General features: G+C 74.8%; 14 protein-coding genes and 3 pseudogenes. 11 read left to right on the plus strand and 6 right to left on the minus strand.

Features of this window, described 5'->3' with window-relative positions:
• Positions 1-71 precede the first annotated feature (71 nt).
• The 8 genes from argC to argH all read left to right on the plus strand — a co-directional run bounded on the left by argC (position 72) and on the right by argH (position 8,613).
• Complete coding sequence (gene argC / locus MRQ36_RS24155) at positions 72-1,073, plus strand: N-acetyl-gamma-glutamyl-phosphate reductase (RefSeq protein ID WP_242798966.1); 1,002 nt, start codon at positions 72-74, stop codon at positions 1,071-1,073.
• Positions 1,070-2,242 carry a bifunctional glutamate N-acetyltransferase/amino-acid acetyltransferase ArgJ gene (gene argJ, locus MRQ36_RS24160; RefSeq protein WP_242798968.1) on the plus strand — a complete coding sequence of 391 codons (1,173 nt, stop codon included), beginning with the start codon at positions 1,070-1,072 and terminating at the stop codon, positions 2,240-2,242. Before argC ends, argJ begins: the two co-directional genes overlap by 4 nt.
• A 115-nt stretch (positions 2,243-2,357) precedes the next feature.
• Entirely contained in the window at positions 2,358-3,299 is a 942-nt protein-coding gene (argB, locus tag MRQ36_RS24165; protein ID WP_242798971.1) for an acetylglutamate kinase, read from the plus strand.
• Positions 3,296-4,498: an acetylornithine transaminase gene (locus MRQ36_RS24170; RefSeq protein WP_242798973.1), complete on the plus strand. Its 1,203-nt coding sequence runs from the start codon at positions 3,296-3,298 to the stop codon at positions 4,496-4,498. Before argB ends, MRQ36_RS24170 begins: the two co-directional genes overlap by 4 nt.
• The gene (gene argF, locus MRQ36_RS24175) at positions 4,495-5,421 is read left to right on the plus strand and encodes an ornithine carbamoyltransferase (RefSeq protein WP_242798975.1); all 927 of its coding nucleotides are present in this window, start codon (positions 4,495-4,497) and stop codon (positions 5,419-5,421) included. The genes MRQ36_RS24170 and argF overlap by 4 nt, the downstream gene beginning before the upstream one ends.
• Positions 5,418-5,933, plus strand: coding sequence for an arginine repressor (locus tag MRQ36_RS24180; RefSeq protein WP_242798977.1), 516 nt, complete (start codon positions 5,418-5,420; stop codon positions 5,931-5,933). The genes argF and MRQ36_RS24180 overlap by 4 nt, the downstream gene beginning before the upstream one ends.
• Entirely contained in the window at positions 5,930-7,135 is a 1,206-nt protein-coding gene (locus MRQ36_RS24185) for an argininosuccinate synthase (protein WP_242798979.1), read from the plus strand. The genes MRQ36_RS24180 and MRQ36_RS24185 overlap by 4 nt, the downstream gene beginning before the upstream one ends.
• 14 nt (positions 7,136-7,149) lie before the next feature.
• The gene (gene argH / locus MRQ36_RS24190) at positions 7,150-8,613 is read left to right on the plus strand and encodes an argininosuccinate lyase (protein ID WP_242801337.1); all 1,464 of its coding nucleotides are present in this window, start codon (positions 7,150-7,152) and stop codon (positions 8,611-8,613) included.
• 42 nt (positions 8,614-8,655) lie between these two features.
• Here argH and MRQ36_RS24195 read toward each other — a convergent pair whose 3' ends face one another.
• Both MRQ36_RS24195 and MRQ36_RS24200 read right to left on the minus strand, forming a co-directional pair.
• Complete coding sequence (locus MRQ36_RS24195) at positions 8,656-9,009, minus strand: MmcQ/YjbR family DNA-binding protein (protein ID WP_242798981.1); 354 nt, start codon at positions 9,007-9,009, stop codon at positions 8,656-8,658.
• A gap of 156 nt (positions 9,010-9,165) precedes the next feature.
• A complete protein-coding gene (locus MRQ36_RS24200) occupies positions 9,166-9,591 on the minus strand; it encodes a DNA-binding protein (RefSeq protein WP_242798983.1) in 426 nt (141 codons plus the stop codon).
• A gap of 92 nt (positions 9,592-9,683) precedes the next feature.
• Between MRQ36_RS24200 and MRQ36_RS24205 the strand changes: the two are divergent.
• The 3 genes and pseudogenes from MRQ36_RS24205 to MRQ36_RS24215 all read left to right on the plus strand — a co-directional run bounded on the left by MRQ36_RS24205 (position 9,684) and on the right by MRQ36_RS24215 (position 12,128).
• Positions 9,684-10,330, plus strand: a pseudogene (locus MRQ36_RS24205) (DNA-3-methyladenine glycosylase).
• 71 nt (positions 10,331-10,401) lie between these two features.
• Positions 10,402-11,505 (plus strand): LLM class flavin-dependent oxidoreductase, encoded by a 1,104-nt coding sequence (locus tag MRQ36_RS24210; protein ID WP_242798985.1) that lies wholly within the window; start codon positions 10,402-10,404, stop codon positions 11,503-11,505.
• On the plus strand, positions 11,502-12,128 hold the full coding sequence (locus MRQ36_RS24215; RefSeq protein WP_242798987.1) for an FMN reductase: 627 nt from the start codon (positions 11,502-11,504) through the stop codon (positions 12,126-12,128). Before MRQ36_RS24210 ends, MRQ36_RS24215 begins: the two co-directional genes overlap by 4 nt.
• A 132-nt stretch (positions 12,129-12,260) precedes the next feature.
• Here MRQ36_RS24215 and MRQ36_RS24220 read toward each other — a convergent pair.
• From MRQ36_RS24220 to MRQ36_RS24235, 4 genes and pseudogenes are all read right to left on the minus strand, one after another.
• Positions 12,261-13,141: pseudogene (locus MRQ36_RS24220) on the minus strand (universal stress protein).
• Between the two features lie 166 nt (positions 13,142-13,307).
• A pseudogene (locus tag MRQ36_RS24225) lies at positions 13,308-14,202 on the minus strand (universal stress protein).
• A gap of 96 nt (positions 14,203-14,298) precedes the next feature.
• Positions 14,299-15,360, minus strand: a complete 1,062-nt coding sequence (locus tag MRQ36_RS24230) for an HAD-IC family P-type ATPase (protein ID WP_242801339.1) — start codon at positions 15,358-15,360, stop codon at positions 14,299-14,301.
• Positions 15,245-16,870, minus strand: a complete 1,626-nt coding sequence (locus tag MRQ36_RS24235; RefSeq protein ID WP_242798989.1) for an HAD-IC family P-type ATPase — start codon at positions 16,868-16,870, stop codon at positions 15,245-15,247. The genes MRQ36_RS24230 and MRQ36_RS24235 overlap by 116 nt, the downstream gene beginning before the upstream one ends.
• Positions 16,871-16,883: the final 13 nt, after the last annotated feature.

Genomic DNA, 16,883 nt, shown 5'->3' on the forward strand with positions numbered 1-16,883 from the left:
TGGAGTGCATGAACTTGCAGTGGCAGCCGAGGCGGCACTACGCTTCACTGCATAGTCATGCGGAGGTGGGTATGGGCATCCGAGTAGCGGTCGCCGGAGCGAGCGGTTACGCCGGCGGCGAACTGCTGCGCCTGGTCGCCGGCCACCCGGAGTTCGACCTGGTCGCCGCCACCGCGCACAGCCAGGCCGGCCAGCCCGTCACCGCCGTACACCCGCAGCTCGCCGGGCTGGACCTGGTGCTCACCGCGACCGACCCGACCACCCTGGCCGACGCGGACCTGGTCTTCCTGGCGCTGCCGCACGGTGAGTCGGCGGCCCTGGCCGCGGCCCTGCCCGAGACGGTCCGGGTGGTCGACCTCGGCGCCGACCACCGGCTGCACGACGCCGACGCCTGGGCCGGCTGGTACGGCGGCCCGCACGCCGGCGCCTGGACCTACGGCCTGCCGGAGCTGCCCGGTCAGCGCGCCGCCATCGCCGCCGCGAACCGGGTCGCCAGCACCGGCTGCTATGCCGTCGCCACCACCCTGGCCCTCGCGCCGCTGATCGCCGCCGGCGCGGTCTTCCCCGCCGACGTGGTGGTGGTCGCCGCGTCCGGCACCTCCGGCGCCGGCCGGTCCGCCAAGGCGCACCTGCTCGGCAGCGAGGTGATGGGCGACCTGTCGCCCTACAAGGTCGGCGCCCACCAGCACGTACCGGAGATCAAGCAGGCCACCGGCGCGACCAGCCTCTCCTTCACCCCGGTGCTGGCACCCATGCCGCGCGGCATCCTCGCCACCGTCACCGCCGTCCCGACCGGCGACGGCGACCCGCGTGAGGTGCTGGCGCAGGCGTACGCGGACGAGCCGTTCGTGCAAGTCCTGCCCGCCGGGGCCTGGCCGCACACCGCCGCCACCGCCGGCTCCAACTCCTGCCACCTCCAGGCCACGGTCGACGTCGACTCCGGCCGGGTGATCGTGGTCAGCGCCGTCGACAACCTCGGCAAGGGCGCGGCCGGCCAGGCCGTGCAGAACGCCAACATCATGCTCGGCCTCCCCGAGACCACCGGGCTTTCCGTGTTCGGAGTAGCACCATGACCGTCACCACCCCCCGCGGCTTCCGGGCCGCCGGCGTCGCCGCCGGGCTCAAGGCCGGCGGCGCGGCCGACATCGCCCTCGTCGTCAACGACGGCCCCGACGCCACCGTCGCCGGCGTCTTCACCGCCAACCGGGTCAAGGCCGCACCGGTGCTCTGGACCCAGCAGGTCGTCCGGGGCGGCGTGGTGCGCGCCGTGGTGCTCAACTCCGGCGGCGCGAACGCCTGCACCGGCCCGGCCGGTTTCCAGGACACCCACGCCACCGCCGAGCACACCGCCGCGGCGCTCACCGCCAGCAGCCCCCGGCGGCGGCTCGGCGCCGGCGAGGTGGCGGTCTGCTCCACCGGGCTGATCGGTGAGCGGCTGCCGATGCAGAAGCTGCTGCCCGGGGTGCGCGGGGCGATCCGCGAGCTGGCCCGGGACGGTGGGGCCGCGGCGGCCGAGGCGATCATGACCACCGACACCCGGCCCAAGACCACCGTCGCGAAGGGCAGCGGCTGGACCGTGGGCGGCATGGCCAAGGGCGCCGGCATGCTCGCCCCCGCCATGGCCACCATGCTCTGCGTCCTCACCACCGACGCGGTGGCCGGGCCGGACACCCTGGACGCCGCGCTGCGCGCCGCCACCCGGGTCACCTTCGACCGGATCGACTCCGACGGCTGCATGTCCACCAACGACACGGTGCTGCTGCTGGCCAGCGGCGCGTCCGGCGTCGAGCCGACCGAGGCCGAGCTGACCGCCACGGTCACCGCGGCCTGTCACGACCTGGCCCAGCAGTTGATCGCCGACGCCGAGGGTGCCACCAAGCAGATCGCCATCGAGGTGGCCGGCGCGGCCACCGAGGACGACGCGGTCGAGGTCGGTCGGTCGATCGCCCGCAACAACCTGGTCAAGACCGCGCTGTTCGGCAACGACCCGAACTGGGGTCGGATCCTCGCCGCCGTCGGCACCACGTCGGCCGCGTTCGAGCCGGACGGCGTGGACGTCGCGGTCAACGGGGTCTGGGTGTGCCGGGGCGGCGCCGCCGCCGAGGACCGGTCCAAGGTCGACCTGAGCGGGCGGGACGTCACCATCCGGGTCGACCTGCACGCCGGTGGCACCGCGGCCACCGTCTGGACCAACGACCTGTCGCACGCGTACGTCCACGAGAACTCGGCGTACTCATCGTGAGCGCGAGGAACGCAGCGCAGCGGAGTCCCGTAGTCGCGAACGGAAGGCCAGCACCGGTGAGCGCGAGGAACGCAGCGCAGCGGAGTCCCGCAGTCGCGAACGGAAGGCCAGCACAGTGAGTCTCTCCGCGGACCTCACCCGGGCGCAGGCCAAGGCCGAGACGCTGATCGAGGCGCTGCCCTGGCTGGCCGACTTCTCCGGTGCGACCGTCGTCGTCAAGTACGGCGGCAACGCGATGGTCGACCCCGAGCTCCAGCGGGCCTTCACCGCCGACATGGTCTTCCTGCGCTACGCCGGCCTCAAGCCGGTCGTGGTGCACGGCGGCGGGCCGCAGATCTCCGCCATGCTGGGCCGGCTCGGCATCGCCAGCGAGTTCAAGGGCGGCCTGCGGGTCACCACCCCCGAGGCGATGGACGTCGTCCGGATGGTGCTGGTCGGCCAGGTCGGGCGGGAACTGGTCGGGCTGATCAACGCGTACGGCCCGTTCGCCGTCGGCCTCTCCGGCGAGGACGGCGGGCTGTTCACCGCGGTGCGCCGCCCGGCGTACGTGGACGGGGAGCCGGTCGACGTCGGTCAGGTGGGCGACGTCGAGTCGGTCGACGTCTCCGCGGTGGCGGACCTCATCGCGGCGGGCCGGATCCCGGTGATCTCCACGGTCGCGCCGGACGTCGACGGGGTGCTGCACAACCTCAACGCGGACACCGCCGCCGCCGCGCTGGCGGTCGCCCTCGACGCCCGCAAGCTGGTCGTCCTCACCGACGTGCCCGGCCTCTACGCGGACTGGCCGGACACGTCCAGCCTGGTCAGCGAGATCACCACCGACGACCTGGCGAAGCTGCTGCCCTCCCTGGAGTCCGGGATGGTCCCCAAGATGGAGGCCTGCCTGCGGGCGGTGCGTCAGGGAGTGCCCGCCGCGCACGTCGTCGACGGCCGGGTCGCCCACTCCACCCTGCTCGAAGTGTTCACCTCGGAAGGATTCGGCACGATGGTCGTGAGCGCGAGGAGTGAGCCTGCGAGCCCCGCAGCCGCGAACAACGAAGGCTCGGTCGGGTCATGAGCACGCTGGTGGAACGCTGGGGCCAGGCCATGATGGACAACTACGGCACCCCGCCGCTCGCGCTGGTCGCCGGCGCCGGCGCGGTGGTCACCGACGAGACCGGCCGGGAGTACGTCGACCTGCTCGGCGGTATCGCGGTGAACGCGCTCGGCCACGCCCACCCGGCCGTGGTGGCGGCCGTGTCGAAGCAGGTCGCCACCCTCGGCCACGTGTCGAACCTCTTCGTCGCCGAGCCGCCGGTGGCCCTCGCCGAGCTGCTGCTGGCGCTCGCCGGCCGCCCCGGCCGGGTCTTCCTCGCCAACTCCGGCGCGGAGGCCAACGAGGCGGCGTTCAAGCTGTCCCGGCTCACCGGCCGGTCCCACGTGGTCGCCGCGACGGGTGGCTTCCACGGCCGGACCATGGGTGCGCTCGCGCTCACCGGCCAGCCGGCGAAGGCCGACCCGTTCCGTCCCCTCCCCGGCGACGTCACCCACGTCCCGTACGGCGACACCGCCGCCCTCGACGCGGCCGTCACCGACGCCACCGCGATGGTGATCCTGGAGCCGATCCAGGGCGAGAACGGTGTCGTCGTGCCGCCCGCCGGCTATCTCGCCGAGGCCCGCCGGATCACCGGCCGGCACGGCGCGCTGCTGGTCCTCGACGAGGTGCAGACCGGCGTCGGCCGGACCGGGCACTGGTTCGCCCACCAGGCCGAGGGCGTGGAGCCGGACGTCGTCACCCTGGCCAAGGGGCTCGGCGGCGGTCTGCCGATCGGCGCCTGCCTGGCCTTCGGACCGGCCGCCGAGCTGCTCGGCCCCGGCTCGCACGGCACCACCTTCGGCGGCAACCCGGTCAGCTGCGCGGCGGCCCTCGCGGTCATCTCCACCATCGCCAGCGAGGGTCTGCTCGACCACGTCAAGCGGGTCGGTGAGCGGCTGCGGCGGGGCGTCGAGGCGCTCGGCCACCCGCTGGTGGCGCAGGTGCGCGGGGCCGGGCTGCTGCTCGGCATCGTGCTCACCGCGCCGGTCTCCGGTCCGGTGACCGCCGCCCTGCGCGACGCGGGCTTCCTGGTCAACCCGGTGCAGCCGGACGTGGTCCGGCTCGCCCCGCCGCTGATCCTCACCGCCGACCAGGTCGACGCCTTCCTGGCCGCCCTCCCGGCCGCCCTCGACACCGCGTCACCGGCCAGCACTCCCATCACCACCGAGGTGGACGCGTGATCCGGCACTTCCTGCGGGACGACGACCTGACGCCGGCCGAGCAGGCGGAGGTGCTCGACCTGGCCGTCCGGATGAAGGCCGACCGGTTCGGCCACCAGCCGCTGGCCGGGCCGCGGTCGGTGGCGGTGCTCTTCGACAAGCAGAGCCTGCGGACCCGGATCTCCTTCGACGTGGGCATCGCCGAGCTGGGCGGCCATCCCCTCGTGGTGGACACCCAGGTCACCCACTTCGGGCGCGGCGAGACCCTGGCCGACGCCGGGCGGGTGCTGTCGCGTTACGTCGCGGCGATCGTCCTGCGCACCCACGGCGACGACCGGATCGCCGAGGTCGCCTCGCACGCGACCGTCCCGGTGGTCAACGCGCTCACCGACGACTATCACCCCTGCCAGTTGCTGGCCGACCTGGTCACCGTCCGCGAGCGGTTCGGCGGCACCGCCGGGCGGGCCCTGGCGTACGTGGGGGACGCGGCGAACAACATGGCGCAGTCGTACCTGCTGGCCGGGGCGACCGCCGGGATGCACGTCCGGGTCGCCGGGCCGGCCGGCTTCCAGCCCGACCCGGAGGTGGTGACCCGGGCCGCGAAGATCGCGGCGGGCACCGGCGGATCGGTCCGGGTGCTCACCGACCCGGTCGAGGCGGTCCGCGACGCCGACGTGGTGGCCACCGACACCTGGACCTCGATGGGCCAGGAGTCCGACGGGCTCGACCGGATCACCCCGTTCCGGCCGTACCAGGTCAACGACGCGCTGCTCGACGCGGCCGGACCGGACGTGATCGTGCTGCACTGCCTGCCCGCCCACCGGGGCGAGGAGATCACCGACGAGGTGCTCGACGGGCCGCGCAGCGCGGTCTTCGACCAGGCGGAGAATCGCCTGCACGCCCAGAAGGCGCTGCTGACGTTTCTCCTGGAGGCCTCCTCATGACCGCCCCACTGACCCGCGCCGCCCGGCACGCCCGGATCGTCGAGCTGATCCGCGACACGGCGATCCACTCGCAGCCGGAGCTGGCCGACCTGCTCGCCGCCGACGGCATCCAGGTCACCCAGGCCACCCTGTCCCGGGACCTGAAGGAACTGGGGGCGGTGACCGCGCGCGGCGGTGACGGGCGGGGTGTCTATCTCATCCCCGAGGACGGCCACCGGCCGCTGCGGGACGCCGAGGCGGCGCCGGCCCGGCTCGTCCGGCTGCTGCACGAGCTGCTCAACGGGGTCGACGCGAGCGGCAACATCGCCGTGCTGCGCACCCCGCCGGGCGCCGCCCACTACCTGGCCAGCGCGTTGGACCGAGCGGGCCTGCCCGAGATCGTCGGCACCATCGCCGGCGACGACACCATCCTCGTCGTGGCCCGCGAGGCCCTCGGCGGGGCCGCGCTCGGCGACAAGCTCGCCGGCTGGGCCCGCCGGGAAGACAACGCTGAAGGGAACGCCACATCATGACCGAGCGGGTCGTCCTTGCCTACTCCGGAGGTCTCGACACCTCCGTCGCCATTCCCTACCTCGCCGAGCAGACCGGCGCCGAGGTGATCGCGGTCGCGGTCGACGTCGGGCAGGGCGGCGAGGACCTGAACGCCATCCGGCAACGCGCCCTGGACTGCGGTGCCGTCGAGTCCGAGGTGGTCGACGCGCGCGACGAGTTCGCCGCCGAGTACTGCCTGCCGGCGATCCGGGCCAACGCCCTCTACATGGACCGCTACCCGCTGGTCTCCGCGCTGTCCCGGCCGCTGATCGTCAAGCACCTGGTCGCGGCGGCCCGCAAGCACCACGGCACCATCGTGTCGCACGGCTGCACCGGCAAGGGCAACGACCAGGTCCGCTTCGAGGTCGGCCTGGGTGCGCTCGCCCCCGACCTGAAGATCGTCGCGCCGGCCCGGGACTTCGCCTGGACCCGGGACAAGGCCATCGCCTTCGCCGAGGAGAAGGGCCTGCCGATCGACGTGTCGGCCAAGTCGCCGTACTCCATCGACCAGAACCTGTGGGGTCGCGCGGTGGAGACCGGCTTCCTGGAGGACATCTGGAACGGCCCGATCGAGGACCTGTACTCGTACACCTCGGACCCGGCCCAGGAGCGCGACGCCGACGAGGTCGTGATCACCTTCGACGCCGGCGTACCGGTCGCGGTGGACGGCGAGACCGTCACCCCGTACCAGGCGATCCTGGAATTGAATCGTCGCGCAGGACAGCAGGGTGTTGGCCGGCTCGACATGGTCGAGGACCGCCTCGTCGGCATCAAGAGCCGTGAGGTGTACGAGGCTCCCGGCGCGATCGCCCTGATCACCGCCCATCAGGAGCTGGAGGCGGTCACCGTCGAGCGGGACCTGGCCCGGTTCAAGCGCGGCGTCGACCAGCGCTGGGGCGAGCTGGTCTACGACGGCCTCTGGTTCTCGCCGCTGAAGGACAGCCTGGACGCGTTCATCGACGACGCCCAGCGGCACGTCTCCGGCGAGGTGCGCCTCACCCTGCACGGCGGCCGGGCCACCGTCACCGGCCGGCGCTCCGAGGCCAGCCTGTACGACTTCGGCATGGCCACCTACGACACCGGAGACACCTTCGACCAGTCGCTGGCCAAGGGCTTCGTGCAGCTGTGGGGCCTGCCCAGCAAGATGGCCGCCGCTCGGGACGCCCGGTTGGGTGGCCACTGACCATGGGCACCACAATGGGCGGGGTGGACGACAAGAGCCTGACCGAGAACAGTGCCGCCGCCAACCGGACGAGCCTCTGGGGCGGCCGGTTCGCCGGCGGCCCCGCCGAGGCCCTCGCGCGGCTGTCGGTGAGCGTGCAGTTCGACTGGCGCCTCGCCCCGTACGACATCGCCGGCTCCCGGGCGCACGCCCGGGTGCTCGCGGGCGCCGGCCTGCTCGACCCCGAGGAGTTGGGGCGGATCCTGGCCGCGCTGGACGACCTGGAGGCGGCCTGCGCCTCCGGGCAGTTCCGGCCGACCATCGACGACGAGGACGTGCACACCGCCCTGGAGCGGGGCCTGCTGGAGCGGCTCGGCAGCCTCGGCGGCAAGCTGCGCGCCGGCCGGTCCCGCAACGACCAGGTCGCCACCGACCTGCGGCTCTATCTGCGGGACCACGCCCGGGGGGTGGCCGTCCGGCTGGTCGAGCTGGCCGAGGCGCTGGTCGAGCAGGCCGAACGGCACGTGGACACCGCCGCGCCCGGCATGACCCACCTGCAGCACGCCCAGCCGGTCACCTTCGGGCACTGGCTGCTGGCCCACGTGCAGCCGTTGCTGCGTGACCTGGAGCGGCTGCGGGACTGGGACGAGCGGGCGGCGGTCAGCCCGCTCGGTGCGGGCGCGCTGGCCGGTTCCGGGCTGCCGCTCGACCCGGTGGCGGTGGCCCGGGAGCTGGGCTTCCGCACCTCCTTCGCCAACTCGATGGACGCGGTGGCCGACCGGGACTTCGTCGCGGAGTTCCTCTTCGCCACCGCGCTGATCGGGGTGCACCTGTCCCGCCTCGGCGAGGAGGTGGTGCTCTGGACGTCGCACGAGTTCGGCTGGGTCGAGCTGGACGACGCCTTCGCCACCGGCTCGTCGATCATGCCGCAGAAGAAGAACGCGGACATCGCCGAGCTGGCCCGGGGCAAGTCCGGCCGCCTCGTGGGCGGACTGATGAGCGTGCTCACCATGCTCAAGGGCCTGCCGATGACCTACGACCGGGACATGCAGGAGGACAAGGAGCCGGCCTTCGACGCGGTCGACACCCTGGAGCTGCTGCTGCCGGCCCTGGCCGGGATGATCTCCACGATGACCGTCCGGGTGGACCGGCTCGTCGCCGCCGCGCCGGTCGGCTTCTCGCTCGCCACCGAGGTCGCCGACTGGCTGGTCCGCCGGGGGGTGCCGTTCCGCGACGCGCACGAGATCACCGGCAAGCTGGTCGCGCTCTGCGTGGCCCGCGACTGCGCCCTGGACGAGGTCTCCGACGCCGACCTGGCCACGGTGAGCGAGCACCTCGACCCGTCGGTGCGGGACGTGCTCTCGGTCCGCTCGGCGCTCGCCGCCCGGACCACGCCCGGCTCCACCGGGCCCGGCCCGGTCGCCGACCAGCTCGCGGCCGCCGCGGACCGGCTGGCCGGCTGGCGGGACTGGGCCACCGAGCGGGTCGTCCCGCGCTGAGCGCGTCGGGCCGGCGCGGGGGAGAGCCATCCGCGCCGGCCCTCAGGCCGTCGGCCGCTCGCGTTTCGGCAGCTTCGCCACCACCGCGTCGTACGACCCGTCGACGGCGTCGATCAGCTCGTCGTCGTCGATCGCGCCGTCGAGCCGCAGCGAGTTCCAGCCGGACCGGCCGAGGTACGCCAACGGCTTCGCGTCGGCCGGGAACCGGTGCAGCCACTCGTCGGCGACGTCCCGGTTCGGGCCGCACTTGACGCCCACCCGTGGCTCACCGTCGAGGGAGCCGAGGAACGCGAAGATCCGGCTGCCCACCTTCACCACCTCGTCGCCCTCCCAGGGCCGGTCCAGCCACGCCCCCGGCTTGTCCAGGCAGTACGCCCGCACCTCCGCCCGCCGCACAACCGCCTCCCCACCCCGCCGGCAGCCCCACGGCCTCGCCGATCTTGGACTTGTGGTGCCAGTTTCGTCAGTGATGTCCGCTTCGCGCGGCACCGCAACTCCTTGATCGCCGCGGGCTCGAGGGTCGCGGGGTCGCGGGGTCGCGGGGTCGCGCGGTCAGTCGGCGGTGCCGGTGCGGACGGCGAGGCGTTCGTAGCGCTGGCGGGCCGCCTGGGCGCTGCCCAGGCCCAGGCCGAAGGCGATCGCCTGCCAGGTCATGCCGCGCCCCCGTGCCGCCTGCAGCAGCCCCGCCTCCAGCGCGTCCACCTCGGCGCGGACGTGCGGGATCAGGGTCAGTGCGGCCATCAGGTCCGCCTGGTCGACCGGCTCCTCGCCGGGCGCCAGCTCCGCGCCGCCGGCCAGCGCCATCACCAGCGTCGCCGACTCGTACGCGTCCGGCACGTCCGGGTGCGCGTAACGGCGGCGTCGGGCGTCGCTGCCCGCGTGCCGTTCGGCGATCCGCAGCAGCGCCGCGTAGTTGCGGTGCGCCCGCGCCTGGGCAGCATCCGGAGCGGTGAACGGGTCGTTGTCCAAGGTGACCATGCGCTCCATCAGAACGCTTTGAACGACATTTTGTCAACACCCCGTTGAAAGCAAATCCTGCTCGTGCTCCGGCCGCCGGTTAGGGTCGGACCATGACCACCGTCGACCCGGCCACCGACGCCGAACTGGCCGACCTGCTCGCCGGCCAGGTGGTGCCCGCCGCGCGGGGCCTGCTCGGCTGCACCCTGACCGCCAACGACGTGACCGTCCGGATCACCGAGACCGAGGCGTACGCGGGCACGGCCGGTGACCCGGCCTCGCACGCCCACCGGGGGCGCACGCCCCGCAACGCGGTGATGTTCGGGCCGGCCGGGCACGCCTACGTCTACTTCACCTACGGCATGCACTGGTGCGTGAACGTGGTGACCGGCCCCGACGGCGAGGCGTCGGCGGTGCTGCTGCGCGCCGGTGCGGTGGTCGACGGGCTCGACGTCGCGCGGGCCCGGCGCCCGCCGTACGCCGGGACGTGGACCTGGCGCGCGGCCCGGCCCGGCTCTGCGCCACGCTCGGCATCGACCGCGCGGCCTACGGTGCCGACCTGCTGGCGGACGGTCCGGTACGGCTGCGCCCCGCTCCCGCCCCGGTGCCCAACCCGGCGGTCGAGGCCGGCCCCCGGGTGGGCGTGACCGGCGCGCACGACGTGCCGTGGCGGTTCTGGATCGCCGGCGACCCCACGGTGAGCGCCTACCGCCGGCACGTGCCCCGCACCCGGCGCCGACCGACCGCCCCGACGGAATAGTTGACTCGTCAAGTATGTTGTGGCGGGCGACCCGGACGCACCGGTCCGGGGAGTCACCCGAGGAGCGCGTCATGCAGTTCGGAGTCTTCACCGTCGGCGACGTCACGGTCGACCCGACCACCGGTCGGGCACCGACCGAGCATGAGCGGATCAAGGCCACGGTGGCCATCGCGCTCAAGGCCGAGGAGGTCGGCCTCGACGTGTTCGCCACCGGCGAGCACCACAACCCGCCCTTCGTGCCCTCGTCGCCCACCACGCTGCTCGGTCACCTCGCCGCGCGGACCGAGCGGCTGCTGCTGTCCACCTCGACCACGCTGATCACCACCAACGACCCGGTGAAGATCGCCGAGGACTACGCGACGCTCCAGCACCTGGCCGACGGCCGGGTCGACCTGATGCTGGGTCGCGGCAACACCGGGCCGGTCTACCCGTGGTTCGGCCAGGACATCCGCACCGGCATCCCGCTCGCCATCGAGAACTACGACCTGCTGCACCGGCTGTGGCGCGAGGACGTGGTGGACTGGAAGGGGCGCTTCCGCACCCCGCTGCAGTCGTTCACCTCGACGCCGCGACCGCTCGACGGCGTGCCCCCGTTCGTCTGGCACGGCTCCATCCGCAGCCCGGAGATCGCCGAGCAGGCCGCCTACTACGGCGACGGCTTCTTCGCCAACCACATCTTCTGGCCCAAGGAGCACACCGAGCGGATGGTCGGCCTCTACCGGGAGCGCTTCGCCCACTACGGGCACGGCACGCCGGAGCAGGCCATCGTCGGGCTCGGCGGGCAGGTCTTCGTCCGGCGCAACTCGCAGGACGCGGTCCGCGAGTTCCGGCCGTACTTCGACAACGCCCCGGTCTACGGGCACGGGCCGTCGCTGGAGGAGTTCAGCCGGGAGACCCCGCTGACCGTCGGCAGCCCGCAGCAGGTCATCGACCGCACGCTCGGCTTCCGCGAGTACGTCGGTGACTACCAGCGCCAGCTGTTCCTCGTGGACCACGCGGGCCTGCCGCTGAAGACCGTGCTGGAGCAGCTCGACCTGCTCGGCGAGGAGGTGATCCCGGTGCTGCGCAAGGAGTTCGACGCGAGACGACCGGCCGACGTGCCGGTGGCACCGACCCACGCGTCGCTGGTCGCCGCCCGGGAGGCGAGCCTGACCGGCGCGAAGGAGGAGCGATGACCCGCCGTACCCTCGCCGTGGTCTCGGCCGGTCTCGGCCAGCCCTCGTCGACCCGGCTGCTGGCCGACCGGCTCGCCGCGGCCACCCGCGACGAGCTGGTCCGGCGCGGCGCCGAGGTGGAGATCCGCCCGGTGGAGCTACGCGAGCACGCCCACGACGTGGTGAACCACCTGCTGACCGGATTCCCGTCGGCGGCGCTGCGGGAGGCGCTGGACACGGTGGCCGGCGCGGACGGCGTCATCGCCGTCACGCCGATCTTCAACGCCTCCTACAACGGCCTGTTCAAGTCCTTCTTCGACGTGCTGGACCCGGGTGCCCTCGGCGACCGGCCGGTGCTCATCGGCGCGACCGGCGGCACCGCCCGGCACTCCCTGGCGCTGGACCACGCGCTCCGGCCGATGTTCGGCTACCTGCGGGCGGTGGTCGTGCCCACGGCGGTGTTCGCCGCGCCGGAGGACTGGTCCGGCGAGGGCGCCGACGGCGCGCTGCGGGCCCGCATCCGCCGGGCCGGCGTCGAGCTGGCCGACCAGGTGGACCGGCGTCCGGCCGCCACCGGCCCGGCCGACCCGTTCGCCCTCACCACCACCTTCACCGACCTGCTCGCCGGTCGCGACCCGGCCTGACCGGGCCGCCCCGACACCCCGGCCCGCCGGCCGTTCCGCACCGGAGCGGCCGGCGGACCGCGCTCCGGCCCCGACCACCGATCCGGTACGCCCGGCGCCGCCGGCGGCCCGTGCTCGGTCGCCGGACGGTGCTCAGCCGGCCGGCTCGTGCGGGTGGGCGACCAGCACCGGGCAGTGCGCGTGCTGCACCACGGCCTGGCTGACCGAGCCGAGCAGCAGCCCGGCGAAGCCGCCCGGCCCCGCGAGCCGATCACCACCAGCGCCGCCTGCCCGCTCGCGGAGATCAGCTCCTGTTCCGGCTTCGCCGCCCGAGCCGTCCGTTCCTCGACGGCCAGCCCCGGGTGGTCGGAGCGGATCCGGGACGCCGTGCCGGCGAGCAGGTCGGCCGCCTCGGCGTGCCCGGCCGCCCCGGACTCGGCCACCTCGTCGGGCACCCCGTGCCCGTCCTCGGTGGGCAGGACGTGCACCAGCACCAGGGGAGTGCCGCGGCGGACCGCCTCGTCGGCGGCGAGCCGCGCGGCGAGCGCCGCCGACTCCGAACCGTCCACCCCGGCCAGCACCGGGCCGCCGACCGGGATCGGCTGCTCGGCGGGGCGGACCACCAGCGCCGGACAGTGCGCGTGCAGCGCCACCTGGGTGCTGACCGAGCCGAGCAGCAGCCCGGCGAAGCCGCCCACCCCCCGGCTGCCCACCACCACCAGGTCGGCCCGGCGGGACTCCTCCACCAGGGCGGCACCCGGGCCGCCGGCCACCTGACGCACCTGGACGGTCAGCCCGGGATGCCGCTCCACCAGGTCGGCGGCGGTCTGTTCGAGCATCTTCTGCGCCTCCTCGGTGGGCGCCGGCACCCCGAGGTCGTACGGGTTGAGCGGCACGCCGTAGCCGAGCGGGTGCAGGTAGCCGTGCACCAGGTGCAGCGGGCGGGAGCGCCGGTGCGCCGCCTGTGCCGCGTGCTCCGCGGCGACCAGGCTGGCCGGCGATCCGTCGACGCCCACCACGACAGGTCGGTTCATCAGACAACTCCCAGAGGTCGGTCAGGTCATTGTGGACGCCACCGCCGCCTCCGCCCCGCATTTGCGCCGCCACCGCCCGCCGGCCGCCTCCGCGAACTCCGGACACGGCCGTCCGCGTCGGCCTTCGGGCAGGTGGCCGACGCGGACGGGTGGGCAGGGGCAACGGTCAGGAGTCGCCGCCGTCCTTGCGGTGCCGGACGATGACCAGCGGGCTGCGGGCGTGGTGCAGGACCGCGTGGCTCACCGAGCCGAGCAGCAACCCGCCGAGGGCGCCCCGGCCGTGCGCGCCGACCACGGTCAGCTGCGCGTCGGTGGACTCCTCGACCAGCACCCGGGCCGGCGCGCCGGGCACCAGCCGGTGCCGTACGGGTACCTCGGGGTAGCGCTCGGACCAGCCGGAGAGGGACTCGACGAGCACCCGCTCCTCCTCGCCGCGCAGTTCCGCCACGTCGTACACCAGGGGCACGATGTCGCCGGGGCCGACCGGCGCCGGATAGAGCCAGGCGTGCACCGCGACCAGGGTGGTGCCGCGCTGTGCGGCCTCGGCGAAGGCGAACCCGATCGCCTCGTGCGACAGTGGCGAGCCGTCCACGCCCACCACCACCGGGCCGTCGGCGCGTGCCTCACCGCGTACCACCAGCACCGGGCAGTCGGCCCGGGCGGTCACCTGGATCGCCACCGAACCCACCAGCAGGTCGGCGAAGCCACCCAGTCCCCGGTGCCCGAGCACCAGCAGGGCGGCGTCCCGGCTCTCCCGGCGCAGCACGGCGGCCGGGGCGCCGTCGACCAGCTCACCGGTCACCGCCAGCTCGGCGGAGACCTTGCGGGCCTCGTCGACCGCCTCGTCGAGCAGGCTCTCGGCCTGCGGCCGGAGGCCGGAGTCGGGCAGGCCGCCGGGCACCGGCCCGAGCGGCGTGCCGAGCAACGGCCAGCTGAAGGCGTGCACCACCCGCAGCGGCCGGTGCCGGGCCGCCGCCTCCGCGCGGCCACCCGCACCGCGTCCAGAGCTGAGGGGGAACCGTCCACGCCCACCACGACGGGGCACCGGATCTGCTGGTCATGACGTCCTCCTTCTGGTTCCGTCTCCAGCCTGCGCCGGGGCCGCCGAACCGGGCAGGGCCGGCGGTCCCGGCGGTGCCGGGACCATCGTCCCGTCCTCAGCGCCACCGCCGGGTCAGTCGCAGCACGAGCCCGGGCAGCGCCGCGACGACCGCGCAGGCCAGCAGCTCCACCGCGCCGAGCGGGGCGGTGCCGAGCAGTGCCCGCAGCGGGCCGACGAGCACCCCGCCGACCTGGAGCAGCGCGGAGAGCGCCACCGCCACCAGCAGACCGGGGTTGCCCCGGCAGGCGTTCGCGGGGCGGCGGGCGCGGACCGCCAGGGCCACCCCGAGCTGGGCCAGCCCGAGCACCAGGAAGACCACCGACTGCCACGGCCGGTCGGCGTGCGCGGCGACCACCCCGGCGCCGAGCGTCACCGCGGCGATCAGGCCGCCGGTGAGCAGCACGTCCCGCCCCAGACCCGCGCCGAGCACCGACTCCTGCGGGGAGCGGGGCGGGCGGCGCAACGTGCCCGGCTCCGCCGGTTCCGCGCCGAGTGCCACCCCGGGCACTCCGTGGGTGAGCAGGTTGATCCAGAGGATCTGCGCCGGCAGCAGCGGCAGCGCCAGCCCGAACAGCGGGCCGGCCAGCATCACCACGATCTCCGCGACCCCACCGGCCAGGGCGTAACGCAGGAACCGGCGGATGTTGTCGTAGATCCGCCGCCCCTCGCCGATCGCGGCGGCCACCACGGCCAGGTCGTCGTCGACCAGCACCAGGTCGGCGGCCTGCCGGGCCACCTCGGTGCCGCCGCCCATCGCCACCCCGATGTCGGCGCGGCGCAGGGCCGGGGCGTCGTTGACGCCGTCGCCGGTCATCGCCACCACGTGCCCCCGGGCCTGGAGCCCGGCGACGATGTCCAGCTTCTGGTCCGGCTGGGTGCGGGCGAACACCCGGGCCGCCGGGTCCGCGCCGGCCGGGTCGCCGTCGTCGCCCCGGACCACCGGGTCGCCGTCGCGCCACAGGCCGAGCTGGCCGCCGATCGCGGCGGCGGTGGCCAGGTGGTCACCGGTGACCAGGAGCAGGCGTACGCCGGCCCGGTCGAAGCTGTCGGCGAGCTCGGCGGCCCCGGCGCGCAGCGGGTCGCCCACCGCGACCAGGCCCACCGGGCGCAGCCCCACCGGCGCGGCCGGGTCGGGTGCGGTGCCCACCAGCCCACCGGCCACGGCGAGCACCCGCAGCCCTTCCGCCGCCAGCCAGTGCGCCGGCTCGGTCAGCTCCGCCAGTTCCACGGCGGGCGCGTCGACCAGCGGTGCGACCAGCACGTTCTCCGGCGCGCCCTTGCAGACCACCAGCCAGCCCTGGTCGCAGCCGCGGTGCACCGTGGTCATCCGTCGGGTGTCCTGGTCGAACAGGGTGCTCGGCGACCCGGGGCCAGGCCGCGCGGGTGGCGTCCGGGTCCAGGCCGCACCGGGCCGCGAAGGCCACCAACGCCGCCTCCAGCGGGTCGCCGACGGCGGTCCACTCCGGCCGCCGGTCGTCCGGCGGCGCCAGCGCGGCGTCGTTGCAGAGCAGTCCGGCCCGCGCCAGGCGGCGCAGCTCGTCGGGTACGACGACCCGCTCGCCCCGCTGCCGCACCACGCCCTCGGGGGCGTAGCCGGTGCCGGTGACCGTGTAGCCGGCGCCGTCGACGGTGACCGCCCGCTGCACCGCCATCCGCCCCTGGGTGAGGGTGCCGGTCTTGTCCGACGCGATCACCGTCACCGAGCCGAGCGTCTCCACCGCGTGCAGCCGGCGGGGGATGGCCCGGGACCGGGCCATCCGCCGGGCGCCCAGCGCCAGGGCCAGGGTCACCACGGCGGGCAGCGACTCGGGCACCGCCGCCACCACCAGGCTGACCGCGGTGACCGCCATCTGCACCACCGGCCGCCCGCCGGCCACCCCGACGACGAAGACCAGCCCGGACAGCAGCACCGCCGCCAGCCCGAGGACCCGACCGAGGCCGGCCAGCCGGCGCTGCAGCGGGGTGGGGCCGGGCCGGGTCCCGGCGACCAGGCCGCTGATCCGGCCCAGCGCGCTGGCCGGACCGGTGCGCAGCACCACCCCGGTGCCCCGGCCGATGGCGACCACCGTGCCGGCGGAGAGTTCCTCGCCGGCGTCCCCTGCCACCGGCACCGCCTCGCCGGTCAGCGCCGACTCGTCCAGCCGCAGCCGGTTGGCCTCCGTCAGCAGCAGGTCCGCCGGTACGACGTCGCCCGCCTCGACCCGGACCAGGTCGTCGCGGACCACCTCGGCGGCGGGCAGGATCACGTCCTGTCCGTCGCGGACCACCCGGGCGGTCGGCGCGGCGAGCTGGTCCAGCGCCGCGATCGCCCGGTCGGCGCGCAGCTCCTGCACCACCCCGATGGCGGTGTTCACGGCGACCACCAGCAGGATCACCGCGGTGTCCGGATGGTCGCCGAGCACCGTGGTGACCACGGCGGCGGCGAGCAGCAGCGCGACCAGCGGGTCGGTGAGCTGGTGCAGGACCCGGACGGCCAGGTGCCGGCGGGGCGGCGCGGCGACCTGGTTCGGCCCCTCGGTACGCAGGCGCGCCTGCGCGGTGGCCGTGCTGAGGCCGGTCGCCGGTACCTCGACCACCCGGTCGGCGGTGTCCCCGGGGCGGCCGATCGTCGTACCGACTGTGCCCACCGCTGGCCTCCGT

Source organism: Micromonospora sp. R77, from assembly GCF_022747945.1.
Classification (GTDB): Bacteria; Actinomycetota; Actinomycetes; order Mycobacteriales; family Micromonosporaceae; genus Micromonospora.